Origin of the sequence: Borrelia nietonii YOR (genome assembly GCF_023035795.1) — a bacterium.
Classification (GTDB): domain Bacteria; phylum Spirochaetota; class Spirochaetia; order Borreliales; family Borreliaceae; genus Borrelia; species Borrelia hermsii.
In genome coordinates this window covers 349,215-363,967 of record NZ_CP073148.1, presented here as the reverse complement: position 1 = coordinate 363,967, position 14,753 = coordinate 349,215, and the positions used below count along the sequence as shown (strand labels likewise).

Sequence of the window (14,753 nt, the reverse complement as noted above, 5' to 3'; positions counted from 1 at the left end):
CTTTCATTTTACAATAAATTATGTATAATTTTTATAGTTATTTTGTAATTTTATATGTTTCTTTGAGAACTTGAGATTTTATTCTAAAAGGAGAGTAGCTAGTTTGGGTTTAGTTGATTTTTTGGTTTCTATCTTTAGTAGAGAGCTTACCCCTGAACAAGTGAAGCAAAGAAGGCTTAGGGAAGTCAAAAGTAGTCTAAGTAAGGTAAGCAGTTTTTTTAATGCTTCAAAAATTCAGGCTTTACCTCAGTTCGCTAAGTTTATTTATAATCTTTATAAAGTTTTTATTCCTTTCAAGTTTTTTGTACAAAGATATCGATCTTCAAATAAAATAATTCACTTTGTTGTTGAAAAGTATTTAAGTGATAGTCAAAGACAAGCTTTGGAATATATTTATTCTTTCTCAGCTAATGATGTGGTCAATTTTACACCTGATATACCTAAGAATTTAGAGAATAATTTGAATTATTTGTTGAAAAACATAACCCAAGAACAAATCAGGATGATAGATGAAACTTGCGGAGCTTTGGATATCTTTTTTGATTTGGTTTCGTTTCAGTATTATTCAATCATTAAAAATTTTGATAATTTATTTCCAGAAGGTGATTTTGTATATAAGCCAAGATTTAATACTGTTAGTTGTGGTGTAATTCTTGATGATATTAAAGATTTTTTGGAATGTATCTATTCTGTTAGAGATATTTCTATTTGGAGAAATCTCTACGATATTCTTTTAGAAGTATATGGAGATAGGGATAATTTTCCTCTTAAACCAAATGTTTGGCTTAAGACACTAACTTCTATAATTGAGATAAATAAAACTAAAGAAATTTTATATCTTATAAGATATGTTAGCGGTGATCCTGATTATTTACCTATATCTGGTATCAAAAAGTCAAAAATAAAGGCAAAAGTGTTTTTTAATGATCTCTCTAAACATGTTTCAAATGAGATAGCAAAAATCGAGCTTTTCCAAAAGAATAGCAAATCTAAGCTTTTAGCAGAGAAATTATTTCATGGAATTACTCTTGTAAGTTTAGATAATTATAATGAATGTATGAATGCTAAGATCACATCTAAAATTGTAAATACTACTGGATATGTTTACTCTGATCTTTTAGGTTATTTAAAAACCCATGCAGTTAATTTTGTGAAAAAAGATCTAAGTGATATTATTAATATCCTTATTATTAAGGGACAGTGGAAGGATATGGAGGTTTCTAGGGATATTTCTAATGATATTCATTCTTTAGTTAGTATTTATTCCAATCTTATTGATTTTGATAATAATCTTGGCGAACAGGGTACTTATGGTAATAGAGTAAATGCACTTTTGCACAGAGCTTCTGTTGGGGATAAATCATCGGAAAAATTACTTTTAAGTATAATATCAGATATTAATAAAAAGGCTTCAGTCATATTGAATGAGTATTATGCAAAAGTTAGTTCTTTGGGACTACGTTTGAATGATTGTTTAGAAGATTATGTGAAACCTTCTTCAGAAAAGGAACTTGTTTATAATTGGAAAGAGCTTGATATTGATCTTGTCAAAAGTTATGGCAATAATGTAAACTTTGGTAATATAATTAAAAATGTAGTTGATAATTTAAATTTGTTTTTGAAGTTGATGGATTTATATCTGGAGAAGAAAAGTACAGTTTAGGAGATTTTAGATGGGAAGAGAATGTGAAATAACAGGTAAAAGAACAATGTTTGGAAATAATGTTCCAAGAAAGGTACTTGCTAAAAAAAAGGGTGGAGCAGGACAACACATTGGCGTTAAGACCAAGAGAACTTTTAAAGTAAATTTAATAAATAAGAAATTTTTTATTCCTGAGCTTGGGAAAAGTGTTAATATTAAGATTTCTGCAAGTGCTCTAAGAAGTATTTCAAAGGTAGGTCTTAGCGTTTTTTTGAAAAAAAATTCTAAAAAGATAGAGGATTTTATTTAAAAATTGTGTTTTTGTCAATTTTAGTTTATTAATATGTTTTCTATTATTGAATATTCATTGTTGTTGTTGGTAATCTTGTGATTTGTAAATTCAAATTTTTGGAAAAGATTGCAAATTAGCATGATTGCATTTATATTTTCAGGTAATATTTTGCTTGCATTATGATATTCTAGTAGAGTTGATGGATTTAAATTAGGTCTATTTAAGAGTTCCTTTAATGTTGTTGCCAGTTGAATGGCTTTGTTTAAGTTTGTAGAGTGTGAGATAAAGTGAGAGAGGAATATAAAAGAATTTTCTTCCTTTGTTGTAAATGGTTTTAAAAATGTACTAAATTCTCTTAGAGTTTGATTTTTAAGCTTACCTAAAATAATGGGAATAATTTTTATATCTTGTGTTATATCTTTAATGAAATTTAATACAATTTCAATCTTATGGTCATTTTCTATTAGTTTATTTTCTATACTTGTAAATTTAAAGTTTTTTATCAGATTTATTATATCTGAATTGACATCAATTATTTTATTAAAAAATTTCCAAGCTTTATGATCTGAAATATTAATCTGTGAATTTTCTTTTGTTTGTGAGAATATAAACACATTTTTTGTATTATGTGCTATGACCTTTTGAAATAAATTAATATTGCTTAAGAAAAACTCATAGGCACCATAGCTAGTTAGAAGTGCTTTATGAGTTTTTATTTTATTTAGAGTAAATAATTCTAGGTTGCAAGTATTAGTTGAATAAAATATATTATCAACTAAACTGTTTCTTATTTTCTTTATAGGTTGCGTTCCTTAATTGCGTCTTCTACTGTATTTATTTCCATAAATTCTGTACCTTTGTTAGTAGCTCTGTTTGGGTTTCCAGAGATAATTACTACAATATCTGAATCTTTAACTATGCCTTGTGTTTTAAGCATTTTAAGAGAAGTTACTACGAATTCAGTTGTTCCCTTGAAGTTATGATCAACAAGATTAGAATAAACACCGTAAGAGAGTGATAATTCCCTTGCTATCCTTTCATTATTTGTTGTAATAAATAGAGGTACACTTGCTCTGTATGTTGCCATTATTCTTGCGGTTCTTCCCTTAAGTGAATCAACAATAATAGCTTTAACAGGCATTATCTTGGTTGCATCAATTGCACATTTAATAATATAGTTTCTTATGATCTTTTTGCTGCAGAAAATTTCATCTTTAAATAGTGTTTTTTCTCTATATTTTTCAACCTCTATAGCAATTTTAGTCATCATCTTAACAGCTTCGAGTGGGTATTTGCCATAAGCTGTCTCACCAGATAACATTATGGCATCTGTGCCATTTAGAATTGCATTAGCAACATCGGAAACCTCTGCTCTTGTAGGTCTTGGATTTTCAATCATTGTGTGCAGCATTTGTGTTGCGGTAATTACGGGTATTCCATATTTAATGCAGGTTTTTGTTATTTTAATTTGTGCTAAAGGAACATCTTCAGCAGGTATTTCAACTCCCATATCGCCCCTTGCGACCATAATCCCATAAGAAGCCTTTGCAATTTCTTCAATATTATCAATTCCTTCTTGATTTTCAACCTTGGCAATAATTTTGACATCTGGATTTCCAGCAGTATTTAATATATCTTTAACGTCTTGAATATCTTTTGCATGTCTTACAAATGAGTGGGCAATAAAATCAATATTTTGTTTTGCGGCAAGTTCAATAAATCCCCTATCCTTTTCAGTGACAGATTGTAGTTTAAGTGGAATTCCTGGTGTATTGATTGATTTTTTGTTTTTGATATGACCATCGTTTTTAACTTCACAGATTAATCTGTCTGCAAGTTTTTCGATAACAATCATTTCAAGTTCGCCATCATCAATAAGGATTTTTGATCCATTTGGAACTTCATTTACAAAGCCATCATAGTTGGTTTGCAATGAATTAGATTCATTGATAGGTGATGTTGAGATTATTATTTTGTCTCCTATCTTAACGGTAATGGGATTTTCAATATTAGCTGTTCTAACTTCTGGTCCTTTTGTATCAATCATTAATGCTATTTTATTTGAAACTTGCCTAACATTGTTTATTACTTTTATTGCATCGTCATGAGATTGATGAGCAGTGTTAAGTCTTATTACATTTACCCCTGCTTCATATAACTCTTTTATATGTTCTGGATCACACCTGAGATCAGATATTGTTGCTACTATTTTTGTTAATTTTTGTATCATTTATTTTTCTCCTACAGTATTTAAATTTTATGCTTTTTAATCACCAATAACAATATTTTTTTAAGAACTTGTCATTTCATTTTAAGATTAAATTATCATATATCATGAACTTAAATTTTGTTTTAGTTTGTTTAATATTTTGGGATCTAGTTTAATATTTAAGTTTTTTTCCCTATTAGGTATTACAAGTCCTTTTTTGCCTCCTTTAACTCTTCTTAAATGTTTGACATTAGTATAGTAAAGATCAGCTTCACCTGATTGTCTTGCAGGTTTTGTATAAAACACACATAAGTTACCAGCATCTATCAGGACTTCAAGAGGAGGTGTTTTGTCTTTTTTATTCCTAATAAATACGTAAGCACCAGGATAGTCTCTTGTATGTAACCAGTAATCATTTCCCTTTGCCCAGCTTCTTAAAAGTTCATCGTTTTCTTTTGCATTTCTGCCTACAACAATTTCAAATCCATAAGATATGAAATTAAGACCAATAGATGATTTTTTTATAATTTTTTGTTTTTTGATTCTTTCATTTGCCAGCGTAATACAGTCTTGAGAGTCTATGCAGGTTGTCTTTAATATTAATGCATCGTATTGTGTTCTTGCATGTTCTAATTGTTCTTGTATAACTTTTAAAGCATTTTTATTCTTTTTGTATTCTTTAAAGTATTTTAAAGCATTATCTTGAGGGAGTAATGCTTTATCTAGCATTATTTTAATTTGTTCTCCATTGTGATTTTTTAAAATGATCGTGTCCATTCCTTTTTTTATTTTGTTAATGTTTAATAAGATCAGCTCACCCTTCTCTCTTTGCGCCCCGATTGTTTCAATTGAGTTTATTTGTTTTTCTAGAAAGCTTATTTTTTTTTCTAAATTTATTTTTTCTTTTTCATATTTTTTCTTAAGTAGCTCTATGTTTTGTGCTTGAGTCTCTTTTATTTCTGAATCATCATAGTAATTTTCAATAAATTCGGAGTAAGATAGTTCATTGTTGTATCCATCTTTGAGATTAACTTCCTTTTTATCAGTTATATCATTATTTTCAATAATTTCTTTGATTTTTGTGAATATTTCACCTGTAATTTCTTTTGAGCTTGGTCTTCTATAATATGCATCAAGGATTTTAAAATTTGCGTCTGTTACAATTATGTTAGGAGATGATGGCCATAATTTTATGAAGATAAAGATTGTTATTTGCTCTTTAAGCACTTTAATTAAAATTATTCTTTCATTTTTTATTTGACATACTTCAGATATTTTACCATTTTGCACTTTGGATTTTAAAAATTCAAAAAATCTTAAAGAGGGTTTAATATTTTCAAATTTCTTGTTTGTTTTGTGAATTCTCGTTTTTTTTGGGTCTAGTGCGATTAATACATTAAAATTTTTTTCATTTATTTCTTTATTATAAAGTTCCATAACCAAAGTTTTATGGTTAGGTTGTTTGATTTTTCTTAAAAATGAATTTTTAAACGGCAATTCTTGAAGTAAAATGTTTATTTCTTTGTAGTTTAATGACATTTTGTCCCCTTTGATCTTTTGCTAAATATGTTTATTATTAGTTTGCAAAATGGTATATTATAAATAATAGCTTATTATAACAAGTTGTACTATTGATATTAGGCGTAGATCGTGCAATGTATTTGCTATTAAATTTAGCTTAGTAAGATATGAGTTTTTATAATGAAGAGAATAATATTAATTTTGTTTCCTTGTTTGATTTTCGCTCAAGTATCTGCCAATCAGTATTTTGAGAATGTTTATTTGAAATACCAAAATGTAGAAGATATTCAGGCTAAGATTAGTCTTAATATAAAAGGGTTGAAGCAAAAGGGTACTTTGTTATATAAATTTCCCGATAAATTTATTGTTAATTTAGATTCAAATAATCAGGTTTTTGTAAGTGATGGCGAGGTTTTAACTGTTTATGTCCCATCTCTTGGTACTTCTTTTAGACAACAGTTGACTATGGGAAAGGCAGGAAGTGGTTTTATGAATATTTTAAGTACTGAGTATAGTGTATCTTATACTAATTCTCCCAATTTAGAACCCCTTGACGAATCTGGGGGAGGGGGGGGGAGTACGGAGAATTTTATAAAATTGACTTTTTCAAGGCGGCTTTATAGGGGTGCTGCTACGATTGATTCTTTTATGATTGCTTTTACACAAAATGGTGCAATTAGGAGAGTTGTTGCTTATCCAACAGGTGGTGGTCGAGAAATAATTATTGATCTTTTATCTGTAAAATTTAATGTTGGGATTCCTGATAGTAGGTTTAAGTATGATCTGCCAAAAACTTCAAATAAGGTGGATAATTTTTTATATGATGTTAAAAAAACTTGAGGTGTTAAGAGATGGAAAGAAATAATTTCATTAGATTTGGAGATTTTTTAAAGAAGACTCGGATTGATAAGGGTTTAACTCTTGAGATGATATCTGATGATATTAGGATTTCTGTTAAATATCTTAAAGCACTTGAAGATTCTAATATTGAATCATTTCCAAATGAGGTTTTAGCTGTAGGATTCTTAAGAACTTACAGTGAGTATTTAGGAGTTGATATTTGGTATGTCTCATCTCTTTTTAAGGAACATAAGAGAAGACTTAATAGTAGTTATATTGGAATTAAGACTGATGATCAAAATGGCAATTCAAATTTTGTGAATGAAGGTAGGCTTGGGGGTAAGTATTTCGATATTTTTAAGCTAGATTTTTCTAGGGTGATTAAAATATTGGTAGGAGTAATGAGTGCTATATTACTAATACTTTTAATTTCAAATTTCAGTGGACTTAAACAATCCTTAGGAAAAATTTTTAAAGTAAATCATGCTACAAGGCGATCCCCAGAAATACATGAAGTTTTTTTTGATAAGGAAAGTTTTTGGAACGTTGCACTTGGAGATGGTGATTTTTTATCTTTAGTTCATGGCAATTCTATTGCAAAGTATAAAGTTTCTTTTATGAAAGATGATTTAGTTATTACAAATGATTTTCAAAATGGACGATATGTTTTTAGCTTAGGCAAATCTCGCGAAATAGATTTGAATGATAATATCAAAGTTAAGATTGTGTATGATAATTGTTCTCAAGGTAAGGTCCGAAAAGCCCATGTAAGCTTGGAATCTTTTATGCTTAATGTTGAATATGTGCTTGAAACTAATCTTTCTAGTAGATTTAATGTTTTAAATTGGGGATTTGAAGTTAATGGTCCTAAGAGTAGAGTTATTAATGAGTATCCTACTGTATATTCTTCTCAAGATATTTCCAATATTGATTTAGTTATTAGGGTTTTAAATGATACGTTTTTAAGATATGCTTATGATGATAATCTTTATGGTAAATCTTTGCTTGTATCTAAGGGTGTTCCTCTTAGTTTAAATTTCAAAAAATCTTTAATCCTGTTTTTGTCGAGACTTTCTGATGTTAATATTGTTCTTCAAGGTAAGGATATTACTTCTATTTTAAAGAATTATAGAAGAGAAATAATGGCAATTCAATTTTTTTGGTTAAAAACCCCTGGGGGTTTTGATCTTAAAGTTTCTGAAGTTTATTAATGGACAGAATAGAAAAATTTCTCTTTAGTTTAAATTCTGCTCAGAAGCAAATTGTATTAGATGATACTAAAAATCCCATTCTTGTTTTGGCAGGTCCAGGTAGTGGTAAAACAAGGGTTATAACAGCTAAAATCACGCACTTAATAAAGGAAATGAAGTTAAGACCAGAAGAGATTCTTGCTTTAACATTTACAAATAAAGCAGCAAATGAGATGAATTTGAGACTAAATTATCTTTTTAATTTGAATAAGGCTTTACATATCCAAACTTTCCATTCTTTTGGTGCTTGGCTTTTAAGACTTTATTTTAAAGAATTTGATAAAAATTATGATTCAAATTTTACAATTTGGGATACTAATGATGTTGTTAGGTTTGTTAAGCAAATTGGACTTGCGTCAACCATTGAACTTGCAAAGCATGTTGCATCTTCCATATTTAAGTATAAAGAAAATTGCTTTTTAAATAATTATTGTGATCTTGATGAGAAAAGTTGCGCTGATATTGAGTTTTATGAACAAGAAAAATCTAGAAATAATGCTTTGGATTTTGCTGATCTTATTCTTAAGGCCGTTTTGATGTTAAGAAATTGTGAAGATATAAAGATGAGAGTGCAGAGAAAATTTAAAGCTATTTTTGTAGATGAATATCAAGATACTAATCATGCACAGTTTTTGTTTTTAAAAGAACTTTATTGTGAAAATATGCATTTTATGGTGGTGGGAGATGAGGATCAGTCTATCTATTCTTTTAGAGGTGCTAGAGTTGAAAATATTCTTGAATTTGAAAAAGTATTTAATAATGTGTCTAAATATTACTTGGTACAAAATTATCGTTCCAGTTTAAGTATTGTTAATGTTTCAAATGATGTTATTTCAAAGAATAGAAATCGATATGAAAAAGTAATATTTACAGAAAATAAGATGGGCAAGAAGATAAAATTTTTTGTCTTTCGAAATCCTGCAGAGGAGGCTGAATATTTTTCTAATTTCCTTCTTGAAGACGAACTTGAAACAGCAGTTCTTTATAGATTTAATTACCAATCCTTGCAGTTTGAGAAGGCTTTTTTAAAACATAATATTCCACACAAAATATTAGGTTCAATTAGATTTTATGAGAGAGGGGAAATTAAAGATGTAATTTCTCTTTTAAGGCTTTTTGTAAATAAAAAAGATAAAATTTCTTTCTTAAGAGTAATAAATAAACCTGCTAGGGGAATTGGTAAGACTACTACGGATAAAATAATTGCAATGCTAAATGATCGTGATGTTAATTTTGATTTAATTCTTGCAAGTAGAAGAGCTGTTGAGAATCTGAAGGGAAAAGCAAGAGATTCTCTTGTTGCTTTTTTAAGTTTGTATGATGATCTAGAGAAAAATATACGAAGAGATGTTTATATAAATTTATCTGAATTTATTAAAGATGTTGTAATTAGAGCTGGATTTTGGGATTATTATCAAAAATTTGATAAGGACGACAAATTTAAAAATATTGATGAACTTATTAGTAGTGGAGTTGAATACTCAGGCAGTTTTGAGGGACTTGTAATATTTCTGGAAAATTCATCCCTGTCACCTTTAATTCATGGAGATTCTAAGTCTAGTGTATTACTCTCTTCAATTCATGGGGTTAAGGGACTTGAGTTTGATAGAGTTATAATATCTGGTCTTGAGAAGGGATTGTTGCCTGCTGAGATTGAGGAATTGACTGAGGATCGGATAGAGGAGGAGAGAAGGCTTTTTTATGTTGCTATTACTAGAGCTAAATTTGAACTTATTGTTACAATTAATTTGCAGAGATTTTTTGGAGGCATGCTAAGAAATACAGCTATGTCGGTCTTTTTTCAAGATCTTAACAAAGATAATTATGATATTGTTTTTGTTCCAGAATATTTAAAAGATAATTTCAAATATTTTTTTTTAAAAAGTGGGAATAAAAGCTTTAATATTGGAGATTATATAACTTATAATGGTGAGCATGGAATAATTGTTGATAAGTGGTATCAAAACGGTGAGTCATTTATTAAAATTAATTTAAGGAATGGTAAGAAAGCGATTTTAAGTCCAATTCATATTAAGGGACTTTCTAAGATTTAGAGGTGAAATTTGAGAGACATTCATTTAGAAGATAGTTTGAAGTTGAGTTTATTAAAATTCAGTAAGAGTGAAGAATTGGAATTTGCCATAAAATTTGAAAAAATTGTTGGCATGTTAAATAAAATTTCTGAATTTGAGATAAAAGATGGAATTCAAAAAAAAACATGCAACTTTTCTGATTTAAGGAACGATGAGATTTTACCTTCTTTGACGATTGAATCTATTAAAAATTTTAGCAATGTATTTGTGGATGGTTACTTTTCATCACCCAAGATATTTGAATAGGGAGGGAGTATTGAGTTGGATTTAAGGGGTTTAAGTTTAATAAAGATTAGAGAATTAATATTAACTCGGAAGTGTAAGATTTATGATATTGTGCTCTTTTATAAAGAGCTTTATGAAGCAAATAAAGATATTAATGGATATATTGAGTTTTTTGATGATGCATTAGAATTGGCAAAAGAATATGATAAACTTTTAAGTAGAGGCGAAGGACAAGATTTGCCTTTAATTGGTATGCCTATTGCTGTTAAGGATAATATTTCAGTTAAAAATAAGAGATTAACTTGTGCATCTGAACTTTTGCAAGGATATGTTTCTCCTTATGATGCGACTGTTATTAAGAGATTAAAAGATAACGGTGCAATTTTAATTGGTAGAACTAATATGGATGAGTTTGCAATGGGATCATCTTGTGAATTTTCTTATTATGGTGTTACGCTTAATCCTTTAAATAAAGAATATGTTGTGGGTGGTAGTTCTGGCGGTTCTGGCGCCGTTGTTGCTGATAATCAAGCTCCTTTTGCACTTGGTAGCGATACTGGAGGGTCTGTTAGGCTTCCTGCTTCTTTTTCAGGTTTAATTGGGTTTAAGCCTTCTTATGGAGGTTTGTCTCGTTATGGACTTGCATCATATGCGTCATCTCTTGATCAAATAGGATTTTTTGCTAATTTTGTTGATGATGTGGCTTTGATATTAAAATATACTTGTGGAATTGATAAGATGGATGCTACTAGCATAGATATTATTCAAGACCCTTATCCATTGTTGAGTAATCCTTTAGCAGGCACCAAATTGGCTGTAATTAAAGAACTCAGTGAGGATTTGATGGAACCAGAGATTGCCCGTGAGTTTTCTAAATTTAAATCTAGACTTTTAAACAGAGGAGTTGAAATACATGAGGTTTCAATAGAGGCAGTTAACTGCGTACTATCTCTTTATTATTCAGTATCTCCAGTTGAAGCTGCATCTAATCTTGCTCGTTATACTTGTCTTCATTATGGCAAAAGATTAAATGATGAATTAAGTCTTAATGATTTTTATTATAAGCATAGGAGTTTATTTTTAAAAGAAGAAGTTAAAAGGCGCATTGTGCTTGGTAATTACTTGTTATCAGAAGGTTATGATTTGCAATATTATGCAAAAGCTTGCAAAATTATTGAAAATGTATTGGTTCCAAAATTCAATGAAATTTTTAATAATTGTTCATATATTATTACGCCTACAAGTTTTGTAAAACCTTTTAAAATCGGTGAAAATTTTGATGATCCTATGAAAATGTATTATTCTGATTTGTGTACTGTAATTGCCAATCTTATTGGATCTCCTGCACTCTCTATTCCCTTTGCTCAAGATGATAGGGGATTACCTATTGGTATGCAAATAATTGGTCAAGTTAAGAGAGATTTTGAGCTTTTAAATTTTGCAAAAAATGTAATAGAGGAATTAGATTAAATGGAATATAGATTACTTGTTGGTTTAGAAGTTCATGTACAATTAGGATTAAAAACCAAAGCTTTTTGTGGGTGTAAGAATGATTTTGGGGGAATTCCAAATTCTCGTACTTGTCCGACATGTCTTGGACTTCCTGGAGCGTTACCTAGCGTAAATAAGGAACTTATTAATAGTGCAATTTTGGCTGGGCATGCTACTAATTCTAAAATTAGAAATATTATTAAGTTTGATAGAAAGCATTATGTTTATCCCGATTTACCTAAGGGATATCAAATATCTCAAAATGATGCACCAATTTGTAATAATGGATTTATTTTTATTGAAACTCCCTCAGGTTTAAAAAAGATTAATATTGTTAGGATACATATGGAAGAAGATTCAGGCAAGAGCTTGCATTTGCTTGAAAGTGAAAATCGAAGTTATATTGATTTTAATCGTGCAGGTGCGCCATTGTTAGAAATTGTCTCAGAACCAGATATTAATAGTGGAGAAGAAGCTGTATCTTATTTGAGTGCTTTAAGAGAAATTTTTAGATATCTTGATTTATCTGATTGTAGCATGGAAAACGGGTCATTCCGTTGCGATGTTAATGTTAATTTACTTATCAATGAGAATGATATTGAGTATAAAACCCCCATTTCTGAGATAAAGAATTTAAATTCTTTTAAATTAATAAAGTTGGCAATTGATTATGAAGAATCAAGACAAAAAGAAGAATGGATTTTACATAGAAAAACTTTTGAAAGTATAGGTAAGCATACAATGGGTTTTGATGATAAAAGGGGCATTACAGTATTTCAAAGGAGCAAAGAAACTGTGGCTGATTATCGTTATATAAAGGATCCTGATTTGCCTTTAATCAAACTTGATGATGTTTATATTGAAAGCATAAAATCTAATAAAATGGTGGAGTTGCCTTTGGATACAAGAATTAGATTAAAAGATCAATATGGTCTTAGTAATTTTGATATTGTGACTTTAACTTCTGATAAAAACTTGGTTAAATATTTTGAAGAGGCAGCAATGACTTCAAGTGATCCCAAGAGAGTTTCAAATTGGATATTATCTGAAGTATTAAGTGTACTAAATGATAGAGAAATAAGCATACTTGATTTTAATTTACCACCATCATATATTAGTGAACTTGTTGAATTCATTGTTAGTGGCAAGGTAAGTGGTAAGATCGCAAAAGAAATATTTTTAGAAATGCTTAATAGAAACGTTTCCCCTGCTATCATTATTAATGAAAAAAATCTAGAACAGATAAGTGATAAATCTTTTATTGAATCAGTTGTGCTTGAAGTTTTAAATGAAAATCCTAAATCAATTGAACTTTATAAGAAAGGTAAGAGTCATGCAATTAAGTTTATGATGGGTCAAATTATGCTTAAAACTTCTGGCAGGGTTAATCCTGCGTTTGCAAATGAAATTTTAATGAATAAATTAAGGGATGTGTAGTAAGTCTTTGCTTAGTTGTTTTCCAATAATTAAAAGGGCAAGATTCTTTTACCTTTATGATATTAAGGGTAAAAGGTATTTAGATTTATACTTGAATGGAGGGCTAAATTTTTTAGGATATAGGGTTCAAGGTTTAAATCTTATTCTTAAGCAAACTTTTTCAAGAGGTCTGACGGCTTCTTATCCTTCAGTATTTAGGAAACAATTTGAAAATATTCTTTTTTCTTTTTTTAAAGAAGCAGGATCTGTGTTTATTTTTAAGTTTGAAAGGGATGCTAGAGAGTTTTTATTATCTTTAACAGGCCAGAATTGTTTTAGTAAGCCTTGGGAAGAACAGCGAGGCATATATGAGTTTAGGGCTGGATTTAATAATTTTAGATATCCTATGCTTGTCAATATTCCAATGCCTGGATGCATGTCTATTAGCATTGCTATAGTAGATAATTTATCTAGAAAAATAGAATTTAGAGATCCTCTTGATGCTTTAACTTTAGCTGTTGCTAGGCATATGCTCGCTAAGATTTTGTCTTATGAAAAGAGTTCAAAAATTAATTTTAATGTTTTTGCTATGCCTATGTTTAAGCTAATTAGTAGATATATGTTTCCTCTTTATAAATCTGAGCATCATAATGAAGTTTTTAATGAGTATTTAAAAAATGGTTATTTAATTAGTCCTAGTTTTGATATTCCTTCGCTTGTTCCTTTAAAATTTTCTAAAGGAGATTTAGATGGATTTCGAAAGGTTGCTCTTAGACTACAGGATAAATTTGGCTGTTAGTATTGACAGGTTAACTTACAAATAATACAATGAAAAAGTATAACTTTGTAGAATATCTAAGTGAGGACTGTGTATTATTATGAATAGGATAACGAATAATAAGACAATATGGATTAAGCCTAAGTATGTAGAGAAAAAATGGTATGTGATTGATGCGTCAGATAAAGTTCTTGGTAGAATTGCTACAGAAGCTGTTAAAATTTTGAGAGGTAAGCATAAGCCCTATTATACTCCTCACCAAGATTTAGGTGATAATGTTATAATTGTTAATGCTTCAAAGATTAGGCTTACTGGCAAGAAATATTCTCAGAAGATCTATTATAGACATTCAAGATATCCTGGAGGTCTTTATTCTGATACTTTTAGAACATTATCTGAGAGAAAGCCAACAGCTCCTCTTGAAATAGCTATTAAGGGTATGTTACCAAAGGGATCTTTGGGGCGTGAGCTTTTTAGGAATCTTAAAGTTTTTGCTGATTCTAATCATACGCTTAAATCCCAAAATCTTTATAAATTAGAAGCAAATTAAGAGAGGAAAAATGGCAAAGTCAGATGTTAAGGGTATTAATTTAGGAATGGGTACGGGAAGGAGAAAATCTTCTGTTGCTAGGGTTTACATTAGGGAAGGTAAAGGTGATATTAAGATTAATAGTAGGGATTTTGATTCTTATGTGCAACTTGAAAAGTTAAAAACAATTGCTCTATCTCCATTAGTTTTAACAAATACTCTTGGAAAATATGACCTTTACATTAATATTTATGGCGGGGGCATTTCGGGCCAGGCTGGTGCTATTAGGCATGGTATTGCAAGAGCTCTTTTTAATCTTGATGAAGAGCATAAGATGATTCTTAAATCCAATGGGTTTTTAACAAGAGATCCACGAAAAGTTGAACGTAAAAAGTTCGGGAAGAAAAAAGCTAGGAAGAGTTTTCAATTTTCTAAAAGATAAGTACTTGTTTTTTTTATTTTGTTTG

13 protein-coding genes and 1 pseudogene are annotated in these 14,753 nt (G+C 29.4%); 11 read left to right on the top strand and 3 right to left on the bottom strand.

What is annotated here, in order from left to right; translation table 11 throughout:
* Positions 1 to 103 precede the first annotated feature (103 nt).
* On the top strand, positions 104 to 1,663 hold the full coding sequence (locus tag bhYOR_RS01730; protein ID WP_025434024.1) for a DUF5312 family protein: 1,560 nt from the start codon (positions 104 to 106) through the stop codon (positions 1,661 to 1,663).
* 10 nt (positions 1,664 to 1,673) lie between these two features.
* Positions 1,674 to 1,952 carry a 50S ribosomal protein L28 gene (rpmB, locus tag bhYOR_RS01725; RefSeq protein ID WP_025434023.1) on the top strand — a complete coding sequence of 93 codons (279 nt, stop codon included), beginning with the start codon at positions 1,674 to 1,676 and terminating at the stop codon, positions 1,950 to 1,952.
* A 20-nt stretch (positions 1,953 to 1,972) separates the two neighbouring features.
* On the opposite strand, the gene amrB is transcribed toward rpmB, so the two are convergent.
* The 3 genes from amrB to bhYOR_RS01710 form a co-directional block, all read right to left on the bottom strand.
* A complete protein-coding gene (gene amrB, locus bhYOR_RS01720) occupies positions 1,973 to 2,725 on the bottom strand; it encodes an AmmeMemoRadiSam system protein B (RefSeq protein ID WP_038452336.1) in 753 nt (250 codons plus the stop codon).
* Between the two features lie 5 nt (positions 2,726 to 2,730).
* Entirely contained in the window at positions 2,731 to 4,164 is a 1,434-nt protein-coding gene (pyk, locus tag bhYOR_RS01715) for a pyruvate kinase (RefSeq protein WP_025399682.1), read from the bottom strand.
* A 102-nt stretch (positions 4,165 to 4,266) separates the two neighbouring features.
* Positions 4,267 to 5,682 carry an NFACT RNA binding domain-containing protein gene (locus bhYOR_RS01710; RefSeq protein ID WP_025399681.1) on the bottom strand — a complete coding sequence of 472 codons (1,416 nt, stop codon included), beginning with the start codon at positions 5,680 to 5,682 and terminating at the stop codon, positions 4,267 to 4,269.
* 162 nt (positions 5,683 to 5,844) lie between these two features.
* On the opposite strand from bhYOR_RS01710, the gene bhYOR_RS01705 reads away from it, so the two are divergent.
* The 9 genes and pseudogenes from bhYOR_RS01705 (at position 5,845) to rpsI (ending at position 14,728) form a co-directional block, all read left to right on the top strand.
* Positions 5,845 to 6,504, top strand: coding sequence for a LolA family protein (locus bhYOR_RS01705; RefSeq protein WP_038446181.1), 660 nt, complete (start codon positions 5,845 to 5,847; stop codon positions 6,502 to 6,504).
* A gap of 11 nt (positions 6,505 to 6,515) precedes the next feature.
* Entirely contained in the window at positions 6,516 to 7,715 is a 1,200-nt protein-coding gene (locus tag bhYOR_RS01700; RefSeq protein WP_025399679.1) for a helix-turn-helix domain-containing protein, read from the top strand.
* Positions 7,715 to 9,808 carry an ATP-dependent helicase gene (locus tag bhYOR_RS01695; RefSeq protein WP_025434021.1) on the top strand — a complete coding sequence of 698 codons (2,094 nt, stop codon included), beginning with the start codon at positions 7,715 to 7,717 and terminating at the stop codon, positions 9,806 to 9,808. The genes bhYOR_RS01700 and bhYOR_RS01695 overlap by 1 nt, the downstream gene beginning before the upstream one ends.
* A gap of 9 nt (positions 9,809 to 9,817) precedes the next feature.
* Positions 9,818 to 10,093, top strand: coding sequence for an Asp-tRNA(Asn)/Glu-tRNA(Gln) amidotransferase subunit GatC (gene gatC, locus bhYOR_RS01690; protein ID WP_025399677.1), 276 nt, complete (start codon positions 9,818 to 9,820; stop codon positions 10,091 to 10,093).
* A 15-nt stretch (positions 10,094 to 10,108) separates the two neighbouring features.
* Positions 10,109 to 11,553: pseudogene (gatA, locus tag bhYOR_RS01685) on the top strand (Asp-tRNA(Asn)/Glu-tRNA(Gln) amidotransferase subunit GatA).
* Positions 11,543 to 13,000 (top strand): Asp-tRNA(Asn)/Glu-tRNA(Gln) amidotransferase subunit GatB, encoded by a 1,458-nt coding sequence (gene gatB / locus bhYOR_RS01680; RefSeq protein ID WP_025434020.1) that lies wholly within the window; start codon positions 11,543 to 11,545, stop codon positions 12,998 to 13,000. Before gatA ends, gatB begins: the two are co-directional and overlap by 11 nt.
* Entirely contained in the window at positions 12,993 to 13,778 is a 786-nt protein-coding gene (locus tag bhYOR_RS01675) for a hypothetical protein (protein ID WP_025434019.1), read from the top strand. The genes gatB and bhYOR_RS01675 overlap by 8 nt, the downstream gene beginning before the upstream one ends.
* 79 nt (positions 13,779 to 13,857) lie before the next feature.
* Complete coding sequence (gene rplM, locus bhYOR_RS01670; RefSeq protein WP_025399673.1) at positions 13,858 to 14,307, top strand: 50S ribosomal protein L13; 450 nt, start codon at positions 13,858 to 13,860, stop codon at positions 14,305 to 14,307.
* A 10-nt stretch (positions 14,308 to 14,317) separates the two neighbouring features.
* Positions 14,318 to 14,728: a 30S ribosomal protein S9 gene (gene rpsI, locus bhYOR_RS01665; protein ID WP_025434018.1), complete on the top strand. Its 411-nt coding sequence runs from the start codon at positions 14,318 to 14,320 to the stop codon at positions 14,726 to 14,728.
* Positions 14,729 to 14,753 lie beyond the last annotated feature (25 nt).